This window comes from Lachnoanaerobaculum sp. (assembly GCF_057250505.1).
The window spans coordinates 1-22,477 of sequence record NZ_DBHIEQ010000013.1 but is presented as its reverse complement, the minus strand read 5'-3'; the positions used below and the strand labels follow the sequence as shown (position 1 = coordinate 22,477).

The following is a 22,477-nucleotide window of genomic DNA, read 5'->3' as shown; positions in this document are numbered from 1 at the left end:
TTTATAGCAAACAGCATATATAAAGTATATTACTATATTTTATTCGTATTTTTATACATAGGAGGCTTTATGGCAAAGGAAAAAGTTGTATTGGCATATTCAGGCGGTCTTGATACTACCGCTATCATACCTTGGTTAAAGGAACATTTTAATTATGATGTAATTTGCTGCTGTATAGACTGCGGTCAGGGAAATGAGCTTGACGGTCTTGAAGAGAGGGCTAAGCTCTCAGGAGCGGAAAAACTCTACATTATAAACATGATTGATGAGTTCTGTGACGAATATATCGTTCCATGTGTACAGGCAGGTGCGGTATATGAGAACAAATATCTGCTCGGAACATCTATGGCAAGGCCGGGCATTGCAAAGAAACTTGTGGAAGTGGCAAGAAAAGAAGGCGCATCTGCAATCTGCCACGGTGCTACAGGAAAAGGAAACGACCAGATTCGATTTGAGCTGGGTATCAAGGCATTGGCACCCGATCTTAAGATTATCGCACCTTGGCGTATGACCGATATATGGACCATGCAGTCACGTGAAGACGAGATAGAATATTGTAAGGCACATGGAATCGATCTTCCGTTCTCGGCAGACTCAAGCTACAGCCGTGACCGCAACCTTTGGCATATCAGCCATGAGGGACTTGAACTTGAAGACCCTTCACTTGAGCCTAACTACGACCATGTACTTATGCTCGGTGTGACACCTCAAAAGGCTCCTGATAAAGAAACCGAGATTTCACTAAGTTTTGAAGCAGGTGTTCCTGTAGCCCTAAACGGCGAGAAGATGAAAGTTTCAGAGATTATCACCAAATTAAACGAGCTTGGAGGTGCAAACGGTATCGGTATTATAGATATAGTGGAAAACCGTGTTGTAGGTATGAAGTCAAGGGGTGTATACGAGACTCCGGGAGGAACTATCCTTATGGAAGCTCATGACGCACTTGAAGAGCTGGTACTTGACAGGGCGACATTTGAAGTAAAGAAAGATATGGGAAATAAGTTTGCTCAGATAGTATATGAAGGCAAATGGTTCACACCTCTTCGTGAAGCTATACAAAGCTTTGTTGAGTCCACACAGAAGTATGTTACAGGTGAAGTTAAATTAAAGCTTTATAAAGGAAATATTATAAAGGCAGGTACAACATCTCCATACTCACTCTACTCCGAATCCCTGGCTTCATTTACTACAGGTGATTTATATGACCACCACGACGCCGACGGTTTTATCACATTGTTCGGACTTCCTCTGAAGGTAAGGGCTATGAAGATGGCACAAATTAATAAAGAGAAATAAAAAATCGGGGCTGATTTTCAGCCCCTTTAATTATTTATTCTTATTGTTTACATAGTTTATAAGTCCGCCGGCATTGATGATGTTTTGCATAAACTCAGGGAATGCCTGACCCTTATATGTTTTTCCTGTGGTGATATCGGTTATGATACCTGTATCAAAGTCTACTTTTACCTCATCACCCTCATTTATCTCTGCTGCCGCCTCCGGACTTTCAATAATCGGAAGTCCTATATTGATAGCGTTTCTGTAAAAGATTCTTGCAAATGTATCCGCAATTACCACACTCACTCCGCTTGATTTGATAGCGAGTGGTGCGTGCTCTCTGGATGATCCGCAGCCGAAATTTTTTCTTGCAACAATTATATCACCCTTATGCACCTTATTTACAAAATCCTTATCAATATCTTCCATGCAATGCTTTGCAAGTTCCTCACCTGTTGTTGCATTAAGATATCTTGCAGGGATTATAACATCAGTATCTACATTTTCACCGTACTTAAATACATGACCTCTTGCTTCCATATTTCTCTCCTATCCTAAACTGTCGGTCCTACTATCTTACCTGCTATGGCACTTGATGCAGCCACTGCCGGAGATGCCAGATAAACCTCGGACTCCACATGACCCATTCTACCTATAAAGTTTCTGTTTGTAGTGGAGACACATCTCTCACCTGCAGCCAAAACTCCCATATATCCGCCGAGACATGGTCCGCAGGTAGGAGTTGAAACTATTGCACCGGCATCAATAAAGACATCTACAAGTCCCTCTTTGATTGCCTGCTTATAAATTTCCTGTGTTGCAGGAATTACAATACATCTCACATTCTTGGCTACCTTCTTGCCCTTCATCTGTGCCGCCGCACTTCTGAGATCTGAAATATGACCGTTTGTACACGAACCGATTACAGCCTGGTCAATCTTGATATCACCGAAAGTTCCTATTTCCTTTGTATTCTCAGGCAGATGTGGGAATGCAACTGTAGGCTTAAGTGCGGACAAATCAATATCTATCACCTCATCATATACGGCATCATCATCCGCTTTGAAAATCTTCGGAGTTCTGTTTGAATGTTCCTTAATATAATCCAAAGTTATATCATCTACAGGGAAAATACCGTTTTTTCCTCCTGCTTCTATTGCCATATTACAGATAGTAAATCTGTCATCCATAGAAAGTGATGATACACCCTCTCCTGCAAATTCCATTGATCTGTAGAGTGCACCGTCTACTCCTATTTTTCCTATAATATGAAGTATTACATCCTTACCGCATACATCTTTATTTAACTTGCCCTTTAAGTTGAACTTAATTGCACTTGGTACCTTAAACCAAGCCCTGCCTGTCACCATACCTACGGCCATATCTGTAGAACCCACACCTGTTGAGAATGCTCCAAGCGCTCCGTATGTACAGGTATGTGAGTCTGCACCGATTATACAATCTCCTGCAACAGTGAGCCCCTGCTCAGGTAAAAGTGCATGCTCAATACCCATTCTGCCTACATCAAAGAAATTCACTATACTGTTGTCATCTGCAAAATCTCTGCAAGTCTTACAGTTTTGTGCCGACTTGATATCCTTATTAGGAGCAAAGTGATCCATTACAAGTGCTATTTTGCTGCCGTCAAACACATCCTTTTTTTCAAATTTCTTTATCTCATTTATTGCTACAGGTGATGTGATATCATTTCCGAGTACAAGATCCAAATCCGCCTCGATAAGTTGACCCGGCTCCACGAAGTCCAGACCTGCATGGGCAACTAAAATCTTCTGCGTCATAGTCATTCCCATAAATTTTTCCTCTTTTCTTTCAAATAATGTTGATTGTAACATATCAAATGATATAATAGCGATATAAATTAAATATATCAAGTATTACATATAGTTATACTGATTTTATTTTTATCCGGAGGAATATGGAACAGCACTTAGCACAATATCGAATATTTTTTGAAGTGGCAAAAGCCGGCAGTATCTCAAAAGCCGCCAAACTTCTTTACATAAGTCAGCCCGCCATCTCAAAATCTATTCTAAGATTGGAAGAAAACCTTGAAATCGCCCTTTTTACAAGAACATCAAAGGGAGTAAGCCTCACACCTGAGGGACAGATATTCTATGAGTATTTGCAGAATGCATTCTCTGCAATAGAAGCCGGTGAGACTCATCTTGCCAAGATAAAACAATTTAATATAGGGAAAATAACCGTAGGTACCAGCAATACACTTTGCAAATATATACTGCTCCCATATTTGAACAGGTTTATGAAAGAAAACCCGCATACAATGGTAAGTATTTTTACACAGTCATCCGATGAGACATCTTTTCTGCTTTCAGAGAACAAGATAGATATAGGACTTGTAGCAAAACCTGCAAGAACACAGAGTATGTCATATATAAGCATTATGGAGATACATGATATATTTGTCGCATCACCTGCATATCTTAGCAGTCTTAAACATATCTTTAACAACAACTTCGACCCGCTTAGAGACGGCAATATAATGATGCTTGATAAAAACAATGCAACCAGAAGATTTATAGACAGCTGTATAGAGGGTTCGAAATTACAGCTCAACCAGTCCATAGAGACCGGCAATATGGAACTTTTGATAGAGTTTGCAAAAACCGGCATCGGCATAGCCTGTGTTATCAAAGAATTTATACAAAAAGAATTGGAAGAAGGCACATTGATTGAAATTGAAATGCCGCCTGACCTTTATATACCGAAAAGAGAGATTGTATTCCTCTACGATGAGAAGAATTTCAATCCCTCACTTATCAAATTTATATCAATGATAAAAGAATAAACTTAAGGCTTTATTTTAAATTTTAAGATAAAGCCTTATAATTTTTTTACTATCTCAAGTATCTCACAAGGACTCTTCACGATATAATCGGCTTTATTCTCTCTCAGTTCGTTCTCATCTCTAAAGCCCCAAAGCACTCCGATACTTGTCACTCCCGCACAGAGAGCAGTCTTCATATCTGTAGCGGTATCACCTACATAGAGAATCTCATCTTTTGAAAATCCCAGTTCCTTTATTATAAGATTCAATGCGGTAGGATCCGGTTTTTTCGGAATTCCCGGTCTCTCTCCGTATATGCGGTCAAAAACTCCCTCTCCTATAATCGTATGAATGTTTTTTTCAACTCCCGACTGTGATTTGTTTGAGAGTACCACAGTCTTTATATCAAGTTTTTTTAAATCACTCAAAAGTTCTATGATACCGTCATAAGGCTTGACATCCTTTAGACAATCCCTTGCAAAAATCTCATCATATACTTTGTAGGCTTCATTTGCCAGTTTAAGTTCCCTGTCTCCGTTATATATCAAAGACCTGTCTACAAACTTTCTTGCGCCCTCGCCTACAAAATATCTTGTATGTTCCTTATCTATTTTTTTAAGTCCGAAATGCTCCATTGTAAGGCTCATACAATATGACAACGCCTCCAATGTATTAAGTAATGTTCCGTCCAAGTCAAAAACAACAACCTTAATCATCATTACACCTCAAATAAAAGATCGCCGTAGCTCGGCATAGGCCAAAGATCCTTATCCACAATCATCTCAAGCTCATCAACGGGCTTTCTAAGCGCCTCCATAGCAGGTACAATCACTTCTCTCATATACCTTGCATGCTTATCTATACCTACAACCTCACCTGCATCATCCATAAGCTTTATCAAGTTTTCAAGTGCAAGCTTTGCACTCTTTAAATGTTCATTTACATCTATAAGAATTGAGCTTTGTGCATAAGTATCTATATCACTCATAGCGGTCTTTAGCTTTATAATAGAGTCCGCAAGCCTTGTTGTATACCTTATAACCGCAGGTATTATAGACTTGCCTGCAATATCAATCATAGCCTTGGCTTCTATATTGATTGCCTTTGCATATGCCTCATACTCTATCTCGACCCTTGACTCAAGCTCTTTTCTTGTAAATACCTCAAAACTCTCAAAAAGCTTTATCGAACTTTCAGAAACCAAGGCAGGAATAGCATCAATCATACTCGGCAGATTGGAAAGCCCTCTTTTTTTGGCCTCCTCCACCCATTCCTTTGAATATCCGTTTCCGTTAAATATAATTCTTCGATGATCGGTAAAAAGCTGCTTTATCATATCATGTACGGCTTCATCAAAATCCTCCGATGCCTCAAGTATATCAGCCGCCTCCTTAAAGCTTTCCGCCACTATAGTATTGAGTACAATATTCGGAGAAGCTATGGAATCTGAAGAACCTACCATTCTGAACTCAAACTTATTGTTGGTGAATGCAAAAGGTGATGTTCTGTTTCTGTCCGTAGCATCCGTTTCAAAGTTCGGCAATGTAGCCACACCTGTTCTTAACTTGCTGCCCTGAATGGAATGTGTAGCCTCACCTACCGAACAAAGCTGATCTATAACATCCTCAAGCTGATCTCCCAAAAATACCGATATGATTGCAGGAGGCGCCTCATGTGCTCCAAGTCTGTGGTCATTACCTACACATGCCGCCGACTCACGCAGCAAATCCGCATGCCTGTCAACCGCCTTAAGTATACATGCCAGTACAAGTAAAAACTGTATATTCTCATGCGGTGTATCTCCGGGATTTAACATATTTATCCCGTCATCACTTGTAAGCGACCAGTTGTTGTGTTTTCCCGAACCGTTCACACCTGCAAAAGGCTTCTCATTAAGCAAACAGGTCAGCCCATGTCTTCCGGCCACCTTTTTCATAGTCTCCATAGTCACCTGGTTGTGGTCTACGGCTACATTTACCTGCTCATATACAGGTGCAAGCTCGTGCTGTGCCGGAGCCACCTCGTTGTGCTGCGTCTTTGCCGGCACTCCGAGCATCCAAAGTTCATGGTTGATATCATTCATATATGAAGCTATTCTCTCTCTGATAGAACCGAAATAGTGGTCTTCAAGCTCCTGACCCTTCGGCGGCATAGCTCCGAAAAGCGTCCTTCCTGTATATATAAGGTCTTTTCTTTGCAGATACTTATCCCTGTCAACGATGAAATACTCCTGTTCCGCACCTACAGACGGCACTACTCTGTGTGATGTGGTATTGCCGAAAAGTCTGAGTATTCTAAGTGCCTGTGTATTTATAGCCTGCATGGAACGAAGCAGCGGAGTCTTTTTATCAAGCGCCTCACCCTTATATGAACAAAACGCTGTAGGTATATATAAGGTAACACCCAGTGAATCCTTCTTTAAAAATGCCGGAGAAGTACAATCCCATGCGGTATATCCTCTGGCCTCAAATGTCGCTCTGAGGCCTCCTGAAGGAAAGCTTGAAGCATCAGACTCTCCCTTTGTAAGCTCTTTTGCTGAAAACTCCATTATAACCTTGCCGTTTTTCGGTGCGGAAATAAAAGAATCATGTTTTTCCGCGGTTACACCTGTCAGCGGCTGAAACCAGTGCGTATAATGTGTAGCCCCCCTGTCTATAGCCCACTCTTTCATTCCGTGAGCCACCGAATCCGCTATATCATTGTCAAGCTCAAGTCCGTCTTCAATAGTCTTTTTTAACTTTTTAAATACCGCCTTCGGTAAATATACCTGCATTGCCTCATCATTGAATACATTGGCTCCAAATATCTCTGTAATTGTATCTCTTTTCTCCATATGCACCTTTCATAAAAATATGTAAAACCGACACCCGGTGTCCCCAAGTTTTCGCAAAGATTATAGCACAATAAAATAAAAATTTCATCAAAAAAAGCCGCCTGATACTACATCATATCAGCCGACCTTTTAGCTAAACAATCAATTACTTATTATTAACTTCTTTACCAAATACATGCTTTGCAAAACATAGCGCCGCAAATACCACTCCGATTATCGCAATTACAAGTTCAATATTAAAAAGCATAGGAAGTACAGGTCTTAGAGACATCTGTATATCCGCCTTTGTAAGCACCGCATTAAACTGCTTTGTCGCAATGGCACTGATTACAAAAGGGAAAGTAAGTCCTGCAAAACTCGGATAAAACTTAAAATCCTTATTCTTTAAAAAGCTTCCGAAAAGATCGATTGCCACCACTATTCCGACCAAATACATAAGTAATGAAAAGATATAAATTCCTGTAAGCAGTGACATATTCTTTTGCTCAAACGAACTTATATAACCTGCCACACAAAGACTTGCAGGTGCCGCATAGATACAGGCAAGCGCCTTAGCCTCAATCTTTTTATTCCCAAGCTTTATATATCTGTATGAAACATATATAAAGAAAGGTATATAAAGTATAAATCCTATCCAAAAGCAGATCTGACCGAGTGCTATATTTTTAAAAGCCGGTGCCGTAACGGAAGCAACCACTATTCCGACATATACGATAAAAAAGCTGGCTGCAATCTTCATCATCTCATCAGGTAATTTTATCTTCAAAACTATATTGAGTGTAAAATATACTATCAATACAAAATGAAGTACAATCGCTATATACCACACTACAATAGCAAATGTAGGCAAAACAGGCTTTATATAACCTGCCAAAAGCATTAAAGCCATAGTATATGTACCTGAAACACTTGCAATTACAGTATTTTTCATATCTGTGGCAAAAACTTGCGGATTTGACAGATATTTTCCTGCCACAAACAAAAGTCCTACAAAAGCCAAAATTCCACAGATTATCTTAAAAGACATATTATAAGATGCAAGCAGATTTCCAAGTGCGGCAAATCCAAGTGCAACACCACTTAAAGGCAGCGGTACTCGTTTCAAAAAATTCATATCACCCTCTTACTCTTCGTCTAAGTTTTTTAATCCTTTTTCTCTAACTATAATCTCCGCAACTTTCTTGGCGGCAATTCCTGTAAATCTGATACACTGCTCCTTATGTTCTCCCGCACCCATATCAAACTCTCTTGTAAGCACTCTGCAACAGTTTGAGTGCTTGCCGTTTGCCTCTCTGAAATAGTCGTGAAGTTCATGTGTGAGCTCCATACACTTCACAACCTTAGGATCCTTAGGACCTTTTTGTTCTGTTCTTCCGAATACCATACCGAGAGCCATGATTCCTCCGTTTAGAGCGCCGCACATACATCCGCTCTTTCCTGCACCTACAGCCATACCTGACGACATAGCTATAACTTCTCTCGGCACATCCATCTCAAAATTGTCTACAATTGCCGCCATAAGAGCTTCGCAGCAAAAATAGCCGTTTCTGTAATTGTCCTCTGCATCCTGTCTTACCTTGTCAACACTTATTTCACCTTTGATGTTCATAATTTCCTCCAAAAAACATTTTCATATATTCTAACACTGAAAAATATTTTTGTATACTAAAAAAAGTGCAGATTTTGGGTATCTGCACTAAAAATAAGGTGTCTTTATATAGCCTTTTTGAATATATTTATGCTATATATTCATTTTATAGATATATTCATTGCTATTATCTATATATATATTTTATCTATTTACTTTCCTAATATATGTCTGGCCACAAATACACCGCTTGCTGAAGCATGTGAAAGTGAATGTGTAACACCGCTACCGTCACCTATTACATATAAATCCTTATGAATAGTCTCAAGATTGTTATCAAGCTCAACCTCCATATTGTAGAACTTAACTTCAACACCGTAAAGCAATGTCTCATCACCTGCAGTACCCGGTGCAATCTTATCAAGCGCATATATCATCTCGATAATATCGTCAAGAATTCTCTTTGGAATAACCAAAGACAAATCTCCCGGAGTGGCACTAAGAGTAGGCGTCATAAATGACTTGTTAAGTCTGCCTGCACTACTTCTTTGACCTCTTATAAGATCTCCGAACCTTTGAACCATTACACCGCCGCCAAGCATATTTGAAAGTCTGGCAATACTCTCACCGTAACCGTTACTGTCCTTAAAAGGCTCTGTAAAATGCTTTGAAACAAGCAGTGCAAAGTTGGTATTTTCAGTCTGAAGAGCCGGATCCTCATAGCTGTGTCCGTTTACGGTAACGATACCGTTGGTATTCTCATTTACTACGGCACCCTTAGGATTCATACAGAATGTTCTTACAAGATCCTGATATTTCTCAGTTCTGTATACAATCTTACTCTCATAAAGCTCATCTGTAAGATGTCTGAATATTTCAGCAGGAAGCTCCACTCTCACACCGATATCAACACGGTTTGACTTGGTCGGAATCTTAAGTTCCTTACAGATTTGTTCCATCCACTTACTTCCGCTTCTACCTACAGATACAATACACTTATCACCCTCAAACTCTGCGTCCTTTGAGTAAATCTTATATCCCTTATCAAGCTTTTCTATTTTCTTTATAGGTGTTGAGAAGTGGAATTCCACCTTATCCTTAAGATAATTGTAGATGTTCTCAAGCACTTCATAGTTTATATCGGTTCCAAGGTGACGAACGCTTGCATCAAGCAAATGCAAATTGTTCTGAAGACAAAGTCTCTTTATATCCGAATTGGCTGTGGAATAAAGCTTTGTCTTTCCTCCGCCGTACTTTACATTGATACCGTCAACATAGTGCATAAGCTCAATAGCTTTTTTCTTTCCGATATACTCGTGTAAAGTACCTCCGAACTCATTTGTGATATTGTACTTTCCGTCTGAGAACGCACCTGCACCACCGAATCCGTTCATGATACCGCAACTCTTACAATTGATACAGGACTTTATTTTATCGCCGTCTATCGGACAATGCCTCTTCTCAAGAGGATTACCATACTCAAAGACTGCAATTTTTAGTGAGCTGTCCTGAGTTATAAGTTCATAAGCAGAAAAGATTCCTCCCGGACCTGCTCCTATTATCATTACATCATATTTCATATCTTTCCCTTTCACAAAAGCAATATATCTTACATAAAAAATGCGATATCTCATTTGAAAATCGCAATGCAGTATTTCCATTATAATATTTCTTTGCTATACCCGCAATATGGAATTGATAATTCGTACAACTTTATCAGTTATCAGTTATATACATTACACTAAGTGGTTCATACCCCATAAATGCCGATATTAGTTTGAAAATATTCATAATTCTTTTACTTTACTAATTTAAACAATAGATGCATAATATAAGAATGAATACAAAAATAAAAAACCTAAAAAAATTAACTCTAATACTTTTTTTAACATTGATTACCATATTCGGCATTCCGATAAATGCATTTGCATATGTGGATTGGCCTGAAAATGTAAACGTCTTGTCAGAGGGTGCCATACTGATGGATGCCGACTCGGGAGCGGTTATATATGGTAAAAATATGCATGAGCACTACTACCCTGCCAGTATTACAAAGCTTTTGACAGCACTGATAGTAGTGGAGAATTGTAACTTGGATGACACTGTGACTTTTTCAAAAAACGCAGTTTACAATGTAGAACCGGGTTCATCAAGTGCAGGCATAGATGCAGGTGATACTCTCACCGTAAGAGATTGCCTCTATGCAATGCTTTTACAGTCTGCAAATGAGGCTGCCAATGCACTGGCGGAGCATACTGCAGGAAGCATTGAAGCCTTTGCAAAAATGATGAATGATAAGGCGGCTTCACTCGGATGCAAGGATTCACACTTTGCAAATCCAAGCGGTCTGAATAACCCTGAACACTACACAAGTGCCTATGACTATGCACTTATAAGTCGTGCGGCATTCAAAAATCCGACCGTTACCGAGATTGACTCTGCAACATATTATAATCTGCCACCTACAAGCAGAGTACCTACCGGTCAGACGCTTTACAGCCACCACTCCATGCTGAGGAAAAACTCGGGTAATTACTACCAAAACGCCATCTGCGGAAAGACAGGCTATACCACCTTGGCAGGAAATACACTGGTGACCTATGCAAGAACGGACAAGATAGGACTTATTACAGTAGTACTGAACGGAAACAAAACACATTATGTGGATACACAGAGCTTGCTTGATTTCGGTTTTGCCAACTTTAAAAATGTAAAGTTGAAATCATCCGATATCGGTACAAACTTTAAAAGCAATCTTGCGCTGATACCTAATTTTAATGAATACAATATAGAACCTGATGACAACGCATCCATAACACTTCCAAACGATGCCTCTGTATCTGAAGTGGAGTCGACTATGGACTTTGAGCAATCTGAAAGTACTACCGCCAATACACTTTGTAGGATAGATTATAAATACAACGGAAGGCCTGTAGGTTCTGTAGACATAATTGCAAAGAAAAATGCAAGCTATGAGACAAGCTCAAATACTAATACCGGTGAAGTCGCTTCCACATCGGCAGGTAATTCAAACCCTACAAGCACCGCTAATACCGGTACACAAGGTTTTTCACATGTGATGCTTAGTATTTCAAAGAAAAATATGATTATAGGAGGCGGTATCGCAGGTATTATACTGCTCCTCATAATTATCATCTCTATCAGAGTTTATTTAGCTAAAAAAAAGAGCGATCTCAGTGACCGCGAGCTTAGAATATACGGACTTTTGAAAAACGGATGGAGTGCTACAGACTGCGGTATAAGCGAGGATGAAGCAAAATATATAATAGAAAAGCACTGATACAGTGCTTTTTTATTTTTTCTTCAAGAAATTGTAATATCTGTTTTGCCAATTTACTTGAATTATTTTTCATATGGCTATACAATCAATTAGAAGATGTCTATTGCCATATAAAATAATAGGGGAGATATTATGAAAAAAATAACAGATTTTTTGAGAAAGTATAGACACGCATGGGTTTTTTTATATAGTTTCATATATTTACCATGGTATATGTATCTTGAGAGAACTGTAGTCAACGACTATCATATAATGCACACTTGGGTAGATGATCTTATTCCGTTCAACGAATACTTCATAATCCCGTACTTCATCTGGTTTATATATGTATCATCCGTACTTATCTTTTTCTTTTTCAAAGATGTGGATGAGTTTTACAGATTCGGCCTGTACTTGGCACTCGGTATGAGCATCTCACTGTTCATCTGCCAAATATTCCCGAACGGAACCAATTTAAGACCTATGAACCTTAACCCTGACAAGAATATATTTACACAATTGGTGGCCTTCATCTACAGAAGTGATACACCTACCAATGTGTTCCCAAGTATTCATGTCTTCAATTCAATAGCCACTCATGTAGCTGTTGTAAGGTCAAGATTCTTCTACAACAACATGAAGGTAAAGGTAATATCATTTGTAATAATGATATCCATATGCCTGTCCACACTGTTTTTAAAACAACACTCTTTCCTTGATGTGGTAGGTGCCACTATCCTATCATATGTTATATACCAGCTTATCTACGCAAAGATACCGTTGCCGATAAACCGCGAGGCAAGAGAAAATATAAGGATATAAAACAATTGGCTGTAGGAAATTCCTACAGCCGGTTGTTTATTTGTCTCTGTAATGTGAGCCGCATTGCCAAATTTCTAAGTGATTTTTATTTATACTAAATACAATTCTATTTTTATTATCAATCCTTACGCTCCAGTATCCTGCTAAATCTGCCTTTAATGGCTCCGGCTTTCCACTACAGTTGTAACCGTTTCTTTCAATATCCTTTATTAACTGATTTATCTTCTTTAAAGTTTTCTTATCCTGCAATTGCCAATATAAATAATCCTCCCAGGCTTCTTCACTCCATACTTTTTGTATAAACTATACCTCTATAATTTCATGCTCAGTTAACTTCTTTTCTCCGTCTCTTACCTGCCTTATAGACTCTCTAAGTCTTGACATATTTTCATCTGAATAAAAAGGATCGGCAGACAGCTCAAAAGGTATACGATTCTCACGCACTACTGTTTTTAAATAAATATTAATTGCTGCAGACATACTAATTCCAATATCATCAAATGTTCTCTCTGCCTTCTTTTTTATTTCATCATCAACTCTAAAGCTAATTTGTGCCATAACAGAACCTCCTCATATATTTATACTACCACAATTGCCATTATTTGTATAGTATTATGCTGTACAATAGTTATTACATTTACTTGTACTGATATGAGTAAATTCTAGTCTCTTCTGAACAAATCTCTTGTATATACTTTTGTATTTACATCATTTAGACATTCATCATATCTGTTGGCAATAATAGCATCACTTTCTTCTTTAAAGACTTCAATATTATTTACAATTCTGCTTCCGAAAAAAGTAGTACCGTCTTCAAGTGTCGGCTCGTAGATAACCACTTTGGCACCCTTTGCCTTGATTCGCTTTATAACACCTTGTATGGATGACTCTCTGAAATTATCTGAATTGGACTTCATAGTAAGTCTGTAAACACCTATTCATTTATTTTAAATTGATTTTTTATTAAATTTTATTTTATTTACTTTTCAATTATACAACGCTATATGATTTATTCAATCAGAATTTTAACAATGCTTAACCTTAAATTTATATTTTTTGTAGCTTATATGCAAATAGTGTTTTTGACTTTCAGTATATCTTCTCCGCTTTACTATTTTTCTTATTTTTCGTAGGCATTTTATGCAACAAGATAATGTACTGATTTTTTCTTTCAAAAATTTTGTTAAAACACAAAAACGGGAGTATTGAGATTAGTGTATTTAATTGATATACTTAAACTCAATACATAATAAATGTTATATGTTTTGGAGGTGTTATGCGACTTTTGATATGTGAAGATGAAGAAGATATATTAAACGGGCTTGCCAAGGGACTTCGCAAGCTAAACTACTATGTGGATACTGCACCTGATGGAGAAAAAGCATTGGAGCTTTACTTTGAATCAAAATATGACCTTATTGTACTTGATTTGAATATGCCTAAACTTGACGGTATAGAGGTGTTAAAGGCTGTGAGGGAGGACAATACCGGTTGCAAGGTCATTATATTGTCTGCCAGAGATACATTAAATGACAAGGTACTTGGACTTGACCTCGGTGCCAATGACTATCTGGTAAAACCTTTTCATTTTAGAGAACTTGAAGCAAGAATAAGAGCGCTGCTGCGCACTTCATATAATAAAAATGATGACTGTATAAGACTTGAATCTCAAGGTATAGTGCTGTTTCTTAATAAGAAGCAGGTACAAAAGGATGATGAGATCATTTCACTTACACCTAAGGAATACGCCATCTTTGAGTATCTGTGTCTTAATAAAGACAGATTGGTTTCAACCGGTGAATTGCTTGAACATAACATTGATATGAATGCAAATGATGCATCAAACGTTATCAAAGTTCATATAGCGGCTATCAGAAAGAAACTTGGAAGTGATGTTATAAAAACAAACAGAGGAATGGGATACACTATAGCTACTTAGTGCCCATTCCTCTGTTAATATTACATTTTTGATAATAAATCGTCTACTATCTGTGTGAATCCTTCAAGATTTTTTGAACCTTGTATTGCATAAACTATCTTTCCTTCCGAGTCTACAAAGAAAGTGGTAGGAAATGCCTGAAGACTCATAACAAAATCCTCTGTAGTTCCTGACGGAATTATATTTTGATATGTTACCTTGCTCTTATCAAGCACTTCTTTTACCTCCTGGAAGTTGCTTCCTGCATCCTGTGCAATTCCTATTACATTGACGTTCTTATCCTTCATATTCTCAGACAACTTTTGCAGCTCAGGAATCTCCTGTACACATGGACCGCACCAGCTTCCCCATACATTAACTACTGTCAACTTGCTGTTCTTGAATACATCATTACTTATCTCCTCACCCTCCACGGTCTTTGCACTGAATTCAGGGAAGCTTACATCTTTCTTCTTTGAATCGGCGGATTTACTCTCATCATCCTTCTTTGAATCGGCTGACTCACTTGTATCCGACTGCTTTGAAGCAGACTGTGACTCTGTGATTACAGACTCATTAGCAGTCTTATTTCCTGCATTGCAGGCGCTTATAGCTCCCGCCATCATGATTGACATACATAAAACAAATAATTTCTTTCTCATAATTACTCCTTATCTATAATACTGGTACTTATTATTATAGTAAATATAAAATCTTGCGATCCTACCATTGCAGCAGCAACTTCACCTATAACATTATTGCCTGCTGACATTACTCTTTCTACATTTACTCACATGGCATTGCTTATGTAATCTTCAACTCTTACTCTCACTAACATTATAAGTTGCTAACACACCTTTCATTGATTTTTTATTTACATTATATCTCATTTACACTCTTAATTATATTTTAATATTTAAAATATAATTGCATCTCATAAATGTTATACCGTGATACTATAACATATTGATACTGAACTTGCAATTAGAATGATTTCTACTATTCTCAATAATAACATTTGCTGTAAAAAGTTATTTAACAGTTACATCGTCTCTAATAAATCACGGGATAATCCTTGAAATACAACACTATGAGATTCATCAACAACCACACACTTTGACAAATAGGACCGCTTTTGCGATCCTATCTATATCATGCTATATAGTTTATATTATTTTATCCATGCGCCGTCAAATCCGATTTTATATTCACCTACTTTTGTACTATATGCCATACTACCTTTTATATGACCTTTTTCAGTGTTTTCATACATATAATACCATTTATCATTTATAAGTTTCCAGCCTGTCGCCATATATCCCTGTTCATCAAAATAGTACCAGTTTTTTACACCGTTATAATCTATCTGTTTCCAAGTTGATTTAGGATATGATCCGTTTGATTCCTTATACCACCATCCCTTTGCATCATTTATCCATTTGCCTGCAAGCGGTTTGTTGTTGTTTTTTGCATTTTTATCCTTCTTTGAACCTCTTCCTGAACCTCCGCCTGAATTTCTTCCCTTTCTTTTTCCGCCTCCGTTATTTTCCGGCTTTTTAGGTACAGAAGGTGTAGCTTTACCACGCCCTTTATTATCTTCCGAACCTGATTTGCCCGGTGTTACTATATCTGAAGGCTTTTTCTTTTCAGGCTGCTGTTGTGGCTGCTGCTGTGTTCCCGGCGTATGAGGTTGTTGTGGTTGCTGCTGTATGCCCGGTGTCTGCTGCTGTTGTGGCTGTTGCTGTGTTCCCGGCGTCTGTGGTTGTTGCTGTGGATTTGATTGTGCCGCTTTGACCTTTAGTACACCTCTTAATGCTATACTTGCAGGCATATAATTCTTTGTATAATTTATAGCTGTAGAAGTTGATATATTAAACTCTCCAACGGTTGTTCCATCCGTCCCCCAGGTAAATGAAGGCATCTGCATAATCGCATCTTCTCTGTTATCCCCATTTGCAAGGTTGCTTACATTATAGTCTGAAAAATCATTTGGCAATGCTTCATTTACATTTATTTCCTTATCTGCCACTTCGACAGTTACAGGTCTTTTATTTATAGTAAATTTCCCAAGATTCACTTCAAGCTCGCCATAAGTAGGCGACAGCTTTGTTGTAACTTCATACTCTCCTGCATTTACAGGTTTATCACTGCTTATATTGCCCTGCGCATCCTTATATTTAAATCCTATATTGCTATGATCCGGTGCTTCGAAATTATCGACTCCATGCCCGTTCTTATCATAAACAGCATCGGAAACATTTGGAAAATCTATATTCTCAACTTCTGCTTCATCAAGTACAATGCTTCCGCTTTCTCCATTACTGTTGGTATATTTTATAGCTGCTTCTCCATTCTCCTTTGTCCACATAAACTTTGTCTGAGATCCCGGATAAGTCAGTATATCCCTATTGTCATGTTCTGCAACATATCTTATCACCGGAGTACGATTATTATAAACTGTCTTGTTCCAGCATATTATATTTGTTCTTTGTGTATCTATATCTACAATACTGTTTATTGTAGGTGGCGCCGCAAGCTCTATCACATCATTATTAGCCTTTATATCGGTAGCGTTTTTTTCACCGCAGGCTAACAAAGTTCCACCTGTTATACTGTGGTTTGTATCAGCATTAGGCTGTAGAGTCAGAGCATTATTTGCTGCATAGTTTATTATTGTTCCGGCGGTCATATTAAACTGACCTTTTCCGTTAAATTTCACTGTAGGAGCACTTGCATGCTTTCCGCTTATAATATCTCCACCCTTTATAGTGAAATTTGTATAACCGTTTATGTCTGTAGATGCAAGCGCTGAATGTGCTTCAGACCTCAATGTTCCTGAAACCATTTCAAACTCTCCGCCGGTCCCTGTTGACTTTATCTCTAGCAATACATTTGCGGCTGATCCTGTAATACTTGCTTCCCATATAATCTTTTTTCCCTGTGGTATAGTAATTTCTATACTGTTTGCGGTCGGTTCCATTTGTGCATTACCGCTGACTCTTACAATATCATGAGCCGCCAATGCATTTTCTATTGCTGTCTTTATATAAGAAGCCTTATCTGTTGTTCCTGACGGCGGTGTTATGTCCACATTATGTGCAACCACATCTGCCATAGCACTGATTTCAAACGGAGTTGTTATACCAAGCGGCATAGACAGCGCCAAACAGCATGCCAAAACTACACCCTTAAACTTAAATTGTTTCTTTTTCATTTTCATCTCCCTTATATCGTCCTTATTTTGTCACAGATAAGCCCTTATTTCCAAGGCTTATCTGTATATTCACTTACCATTCTTAGATATCTTTTACTTTAAAATAACCACTCTGTTTGTCTTTATCTTAGGCATTTCTGTACTTGTAGTTGTAATCATAAAGTTCTCAGACCATAAAAGACATCTGTCTCCCTTTTTAATCTCGGAAAAATCCACTTCCTCGCCTGTTGATGCAAGCACAGGTTTTACAGATTTATCTACAGTCCATTTAGCATTGTTTAAAGTATCCAAAAGTTCAATACTGCCGTCTACTTCCTCAGCCTTTTCAATACCGTCTGTGTACATAGGCATATGGAATCCCTCTTTTGCATTGGTAAGTACCACATATGAGTTTACCTGTGGAGGCATACTTGCCATATATTCAGGTGCTACCCATGCATAGATCTCATCTCCCTCCTTAGGTGCATCACTTACAAGACCTGTAGCCATATCTACGAAATTCAAACCTGCAGGATCAAGTACCAGGTCAACTTCTTCAGGAACCTCATTTTCTTCCTTTGTATTTGTACTTTCACTGCTTTCTACCTCATTACTCACATATGATATTCTCTCTATGCGGATAACCTTGTCTGTAACCGACTTTACCTTTCCGTTTTCAGCGCCCGGTAAACTCGGCATATCATCAGGCATCTGTGCATCTGTTTCAATAGTCATTCCTGCCTTCCCTGCTTCTACACTCTCCGGCATAACACTCTCTGTCTCTGCTGTTTTTGTTTCAGCCGGTTTTGCATTACTTGTACATGCCATCAACAATGATGCGGCTGCCGCTGCCATAATAAGCTTTTTCAAATTCTTTTTCATATCTATCTCCTTTAAATTAATATTTTTATTATTTGAATATCACACTTCATACTCATAAATCTCGCTACAACAAGCATTTCCCCATTACATCTTGTTTAAAGCATCCTCAACTGCCTTTGTAAATGACTCAAGGTCTCTTCCTCCCTGTATTTTATCAACTATATTTCCTTCAGAGTCTACCAAAAAGGTACTTGGGAATGCTTGAATACTCATTACAAAATCAGTAACAGCCCCCTCAGGTACTACATTCTTATAAGTAACCTTGTTCTTCTCCAAAATATCCTTTACCGCGTCCATATCTGTTCCGGCATCCTGTGCAAGTCCTACGACATTTACACCTTTATCCTTCATATTCTCATAAAGCTTTTGTAATTCAGGTATTTCAGCTACACATGGACCGCACCAGCTTCCCCATACATTTACCACTGTCAACTTGTTGTCTTTAAACACATCACTGCTTATATCCTCACCTGTTACTGTTTTTGCCTTAAACTCCGGGAACTTTTGAGACTTATTATCCGTACTTGTCGCCGTACTTTCAGTCTTGGCATTTCCTCCGTCTTTGTCTGTACCGCTTTGACTTCCACAAGCTGTAGCACTTGCCATCATCATCAAAGCAAAACCAAAAATTAATAATCTTTTTTTCATATCTATTCTCCTTATGAATTTCTTTATCTTATGTCTATATACTAACATGGCTTTGGTTAAGCCTAAGTTAAGATTGATAAAACTATATCTTTTTAATATGCATAATTTGTTTTTGTTTTTAAAAGCTTATAGAGCATAGCTCCAAGCGGTAAAAACAGAATTATTGTAAAAGCCACCCAGATCAAATTTGAGGTAAGCTCATATGTTGCCAAAGTGTTTATAGTTATATGTATTAAAATGGACCACCTGAGTTTGCGTGTCTTCATATATACAATACCTGATATCAGTCCCATAATAGTTGCATATACAGACTGTACAAATGATAAATGTATAATTCCAAACATCAGTGATGAAACTATAAGTGCATATTTTGTATTCACTCTTTTTTCAAGGAAATTAAAGGTTACTCCTCTATAGATAATCTCCTCATTGATAGGTGCAAGAATTCCTGCAACCACCAGACTTATAATAAATGATACAGTTGATTTATTTGCTGATGATGCATTCAAATACTCCAGACTGCTCTTTATAAAACCTATATTTGACAGTGCCGTGTTTTTTAAAAACATTACCCATAATGTAGATATGCCTCCAAAGGCTATACCTGCCATTATGCTGCACACCACTCCTGTCTTTATATCCCAATGTACCTGTGCTTCCTCCTTATCCTTATTTATCCATTTAAAGAATATAATTGAATAAACAAGAATTGATAAAGGATAAATCACCAGATAAATCCTGTCCATCTCCTGTGGCAGAGTCAACCAGTCAAGTACCGCATTTCCGGTCTTATTATAGGCAAATCCTAAACTGATTATCACAAGATCCGTAATTACAAAAAATATAAATCCCAGTAAAACAGCTATAAATGTAGCCCATGCAATCTTTAGTATTTTCATTTCTTCCCCCTATCCTATGCCTATACATTCAAGGCATATATTAACAGCTTTTTTTAATACCACCAGATGTTCATCTCTCATTACACCTGCAATAATCATTACCACACCTACTCCCAGCATAATATAAGGGAGTGCTTTATTCTTTTCCAACTTTTTTAAAATCTCTTTCATATTTTCATCCTTTAAAATCTATTATAAACTCTACAAAATCACCATCTACGCTGTTTGCACTTATTCTGAATTTATGTCTGTCCAATATTTCCTTTACTATGGCAAGACCAAGACCACTTCCACCGAATTTTTTAGCCCTGGACTTATCCACACAGTAAAAAGCTTCAAATATCTTTTCAAGGCTCTCTTTTGGAATACTTTCTCCGTGATTTTTTATACTTAATGAATTATCTCCAAGCTTTATTTCTATAAATGCATCTTCTCTTGAATACCTTATGGCATTATGCACTATATTAAAGATAGCCTGCTTTATTAAAACTCTGTCAGCATCTATAGCCATGTTTTTATTATCACAAATAAAATCTATATTCTGATTTTTTTCGTTGATTTTATATTCTAAATCCTCGATTATCTCATTTATTATTTTATACAAATAAACCTTTTCAATATTTAAGCTCTCTTCATTACTTAAAAGTCTAAGTCCCACTACAATAGAGTTCATCATCTCAATCTGTCTGCCCACAACTTCCACAAAGTCTTTATAATCCTCTATCTGTGGCTCCTCATCCAGATTTAACACCTCCAGATTTGCCCTTATTGCTGCTACAGGAGTCTTTAATTCATGGGCGGCATTTTGCGAAAATCTTTTTTGTCTTTCATAGGATTCCCTTATATTTCCAAGCATATGGTTAAAGGCGTTTTGCAGATCACCCAATTCATCAGTGCTTTTGACTATATGTATATCATCATTTATTTTAGTGATATCAAGCTTTTTTATTTCTCTGCTGAATTTATTGAGCGGCATCAAAACCTTACCTACCACCCACCACATCAAAGCGGTTCCCGCAACGGAAAATATTATCAATGTATAAAGACTGTTTATTCTAAATACACGCTGCGCAATATCAAAATCAAAGGTAAAGCTTGAATCACTGTTAAACGGTATATCCACATTATCGGGTATTATAAAAATATTGGATGCACTTTCTATATTAAATAAGAATAACAGTGCCGAGATTACACAGAGCACCGCGGCTGTAAGCAATGTTACCTTTATTCTTATAGACAGTTTATTCCACATTTGCACATCCTCTGCAATTACTCTTACAAGCTTTTACATTAGCAGGCTTTTCTTCTTTTTTCTTTCCAAGACCTGCATATGTCATCACTAAGGCATCATGTCTGCAGGCTGCAGTACATGCACCGCATCTGATACATTCCAAAGAGTTAGGATTTGCTCTTACATTTATATCCATCTTACAGGCTCTTTCACAAAGTCCGCAGTTTACACATTTATCGGATACAAATTCCATCTTGTAAAATCCTATTTTATTAAAGAATGAATAGAATGCTCCAAGTGGACATATATATCTGCAAAAAGGTCTGTATGTAAATATGGAAAGTGCCGCTACAACTATCAGTATACTCAGTTTCCAAAAGAACAAAAATCCTATTGTGCTTCTAAGTCCTTCATTTTTTGCAAGTAATGGAAGTGCTCCTCCAAGCGTTCCTGCCGGACAGATAAGTTTGCAAAAATAAGGTGCGCCGTTACCGAAAGCATCAACCAAAAACATCGGTAAGAGTATTACAAATGTAAATAATATAAGATATTTCATATATCTAAGTACTCTGTCTGCTTTTGCAGGAATTTTAAACTTAGGTGTAGGTATCTTATACAGTAAATCCTGTACGAAACCGAACGGACATAAAAGTCCGCACACCAGTCTGCCAAATAATGCCCCTATAAGTATCATTATCCCAAATACATAATATGATATGCTGAATTTTTTACTTCCTATTACCGCCTGTAATGAGCCTATCGGACAGGAACCTACCGCTCCCGGACATGAATAGCAGTTTAATCCGGGTACACAGGCTACCTTTGTATTCCCCTTGTATATCTTTCCATCAAAGAATCCCTTCAGATTGGCATTTGTCACCAATGTGGCTACAGCCTGTATTATATTCTTTTTTATTTCTTGAAATCTTGTGTATTTATTCTCAAAGTATTTCATTTTCCTCTCCTAAAATAATTTTTTTGCACCTTTGTATATTCTAGCATATATAGGTTAAGATAAGGTAAAGTATTGCAATAAAATGGGGGTGTCGCTTTAACGGTTCATCAATCGTTAGGTGGCGGCTCCTTTGTAGTTCTTTTT

Annotated in this window: 22 protein-coding genes and 1 pseudogene; 5 read left to right on the top strand and 18 right to left on the bottom strand. The window is 37.7% G+C overall.

Going from position 1 to position 22,477, the window contains the following annotated elements; genetic code table 11:
- The first annotated feature begins 69 nt into the window (after positions 1-69).
- Positions 70-1,296, top strand: coding sequence for an argininosuccinate synthase (locus tag ACO6FI_RS07090; protein WP_485456739.1), 1,227 nt, complete (start codon positions 70-72; stop codon positions 1,294-1,296).
- Positions 1,297-1,326: 30 nt separating this feature from the next.
- Here the strand turns inward: ACO6FI_RS07090 and leuD are convergent, their stop codons facing one another.
- Both leuD and leuC read right to left on the bottom strand, forming a co-directional pair.
- Positions 1,327-1,818 (bottom strand): 3-isopropylmalate dehydratase small subunit, encoded by a 492-nt coding sequence (leuD, locus tag ACO6FI_RS07085; RefSeq protein WP_314445857.1) that lies wholly within the window; start codon positions 1,816-1,818, stop codon positions 1,327-1,329.
- 14 nt (positions 1,819-1,832) lie between these two features.
- A complete protein-coding gene (gene leuC, locus ACO6FI_RS07080) occupies positions 1,833-3,089 on the bottom strand; it encodes a 3-isopropylmalate dehydratase large subunit (RefSeq protein ID WP_485456738.1) in 1,257 nt (418 codons plus the stop codon).
- Positions 3,090-3,214: 125 nt separating this feature from the next.
- On the opposite strand from leuC, the gene ACO6FI_RS07075 reads away from it, so the two are divergent.
- The gene (locus tag ACO6FI_RS07075; RefSeq protein ID WP_060930721.1) at positions 3,215-4,105 is read left to right on the top strand and encodes a LysR family transcriptional regulator; all 891 of its coding nucleotides are present in this window, start codon (positions 3,215-3,217) and stop codon (positions 4,103-4,105) included.
- A gap of 35 nt (positions 4,106-4,140) precedes the next feature.
- On the opposite strand, the gene ACO6FI_RS07070 is transcribed toward ACO6FI_RS07075, so the two are convergent.
- From ACO6FI_RS07070 to ACO6FI_RS07050, 5 genes are all read right to left on the bottom strand, one after another.
- Positions 4,141-4,803 (bottom strand): HAD family hydrolase, encoded by a 663-nt coding sequence (locus ACO6FI_RS07070; protein WP_485456737.1) that lies wholly within the window; start codon positions 4,801-4,803, stop codon positions 4,141-4,143.
- Entirely contained in the window at positions 4,803-6,917 is a 2,115-nt protein-coding gene (locus ACO6FI_RS07065) for a glutamine synthetase III family protein (RefSeq protein ID WP_485456736.1), read from the bottom strand. Before ACO6FI_RS07065 ends, ACO6FI_RS07070 begins: the two co-directional genes overlap by 1 nt.
- 145 nt (positions 6,918-7,062) lie before the next feature.
- Positions 7,063-8,031: a TDT family transporter gene (locus ACO6FI_RS07060; protein WP_485456735.1), complete on the bottom strand. Its 969-nt coding sequence runs from the start codon at positions 8,029-8,031 to the stop codon at positions 7,063-7,065.
- A 9-nt stretch (positions 8,032-8,040) separates the two neighbouring features.
- Positions 8,041-8,526, bottom strand: coding sequence for a C-GCAxxG-C-C family protein (locus tag ACO6FI_RS07055; RefSeq protein ID WP_485456734.1), 486 nt, complete (start codon positions 8,524-8,526; stop codon positions 8,041-8,043).
- A gap of 191 nt (positions 8,527-8,717) precedes the next feature.
- Positions 8,718-10,085, bottom strand: a complete 1,368-nt coding sequence (locus ACO6FI_RS07050) for an NAD(P)/FAD-dependent oxidoreductase (protein ID WP_485456733.1) — start codon at positions 10,083-10,085, stop codon at positions 8,718-8,720.
- A gap of 257 nt (positions 10,086-10,342) precedes the next feature.
- On the opposite strand from ACO6FI_RS07050, the gene ACO6FI_RS07045 reads away from it, so the two are divergent.
- Entirely contained in the window at positions 10,343-11,806 is a 1,464-nt protein-coding gene (locus tag ACO6FI_RS07045; RefSeq protein ID WP_485456732.1) for a D-alanyl-D-alanine carboxypeptidase family protein, read from the top strand.
- Positions 11,807-11,938: 132 nt separating this feature from the next.
- A complete protein-coding gene (locus tag ACO6FI_RS07040) occupies positions 11,939-12,607 on the top strand; it encodes a phosphatase PAP2 family protein (RefSeq protein WP_485456731.1) in 669 nt (222 codons plus the stop codon).
- Positions 12,608-12,643: 36 nt separating this feature from the next.
- On the opposite strand, the gene ACO6FI_RS07035 is transcribed toward ACO6FI_RS07040, so the two are convergent.
- The 3 genes and pseudogenes from ACO6FI_RS07035 to ACO6FI_RS07025 all read right to left on the bottom strand — a co-directional run.
- Positions 12,644-12,907 (bottom strand): Txe/YoeB family addiction module toxin, encoded by a 264-nt coding sequence (locus tag ACO6FI_RS07035; protein WP_485456780.1) that lies wholly within the window; start codon positions 12,905-12,907, stop codon positions 12,644-12,646.
- Positions 12,908-12,910: 3 nt separating this feature from the next.
- Complete coding sequence (locus ACO6FI_RS07030) at positions 12,911-13,165, bottom strand: type II toxin-antitoxin system RelB/DinJ family antitoxin (RefSeq protein WP_008751777.1); 255 nt, start codon at positions 13,163-13,165, stop codon at positions 12,911-12,913.
- A 104-nt stretch (positions 13,166-13,269) separates the two neighbouring features.
- Positions 13,270-13,545: pseudogene (locus tag ACO6FI_RS07025) on the bottom strand (UDP binding domain-containing protein); the annotation flags it as partial.
- Positions 13,546-13,883: 338 nt separating this feature from the next.
- Between ACO6FI_RS07025 and ACO6FI_RS07020 the strand changes: the two are divergent.
- Positions 13,884-14,546 (top strand): response regulator transcription factor, encoded by a 663-nt coding sequence (locus ACO6FI_RS07020; protein ID WP_485456730.1) that lies wholly within the window; start codon positions 13,884-13,886, stop codon positions 14,544-14,546.
- A 20-nt stretch (positions 14,547-14,566) separates the two neighbouring features.
- Here the strand turns inward: ACO6FI_RS07020 and ACO6FI_RS07015 are convergent, their stop codons facing one another.
- The 8 genes from ACO6FI_RS07015 to ACO6FI_RS06980 all read right to left on the bottom strand — a co-directional run bounded on the left by ACO6FI_RS07015 (position 14,567) and on the right by ACO6FI_RS06980 (position 22,333).
- Entirely contained in the window at positions 14,567-15,187 is a 621-nt protein-coding gene (locus tag ACO6FI_RS07015; RefSeq protein WP_485456729.1) for a TlpA family protein disulfide reductase, read from the bottom strand.
- Positions 15,188-15,696: 509 nt separating this feature from the next.
- Positions 15,697-17,739, bottom strand: coding sequence for a hypothetical protein (locus ACO6FI_RS07010; protein WP_485456728.1), 2,043 nt, complete (start codon positions 17,737-17,739; stop codon positions 15,697-15,699).
- 93 nt (positions 17,740-17,832) lie between these two features.
- Positions 17,833-18,600: a hypothetical protein gene (locus ACO6FI_RS07005; RefSeq protein WP_485456727.1), complete on the bottom strand. Its 768-nt coding sequence runs from the start codon at positions 18,598-18,600 to the stop codon at positions 17,833-17,835.
- Between the two features lie 84 nt (positions 18,601-18,684).
- A complete protein-coding gene (locus ACO6FI_RS07000; RefSeq protein WP_485456726.1) occupies positions 18,685-19,248 on the bottom strand; it encodes a TlpA family protein disulfide reductase in 564 nt (187 codons plus the stop codon).
- A gap of 92 nt (positions 19,249-19,340) precedes the next feature.
- On the bottom strand, positions 19,341-20,147 hold the full coding sequence (locus ACO6FI_RS06995; RefSeq protein ID WP_034213337.1) for a CPBP family intramembrane glutamic endopeptidase: 807 nt from the start codon (positions 20,145-20,147) through the stop codon (positions 19,341-19,343).
- A gap of 9 nt (positions 20,148-20,156) precedes the next feature.
- Positions 20,157-20,318 (bottom strand): CD1871A family CXXC motif-containing protein, encoded by a 162-nt coding sequence (locus tag ACO6FI_RS06990; RefSeq protein ID WP_007592821.1) that lies wholly within the window; start codon positions 20,316-20,318, stop codon positions 20,157-20,159.
- 4 nt (positions 20,319-20,322) lie between these two features.
- Positions 20,323-21,399 carry a sensor histidine kinase gene (locus tag ACO6FI_RS06985; protein ID WP_485456725.1) on the bottom strand — a complete coding sequence of 359 codons (1,077 nt, stop codon included), beginning with the start codon at positions 21,397-21,399 and terminating at the stop codon, positions 20,323-20,325.
- Complete coding sequence (locus ACO6FI_RS06980; RefSeq protein WP_485456724.1) at positions 21,389-22,333, bottom strand: 4Fe-4S binding protein; 945 nt, start codon at positions 22,331-22,333, stop codon at positions 21,389-21,391. The genes ACO6FI_RS06985 and ACO6FI_RS06980 overlap by 11 nt, the downstream gene beginning before the upstream one ends.
- Positions 22,334-22,477 lie beyond the last annotated feature (144 nt).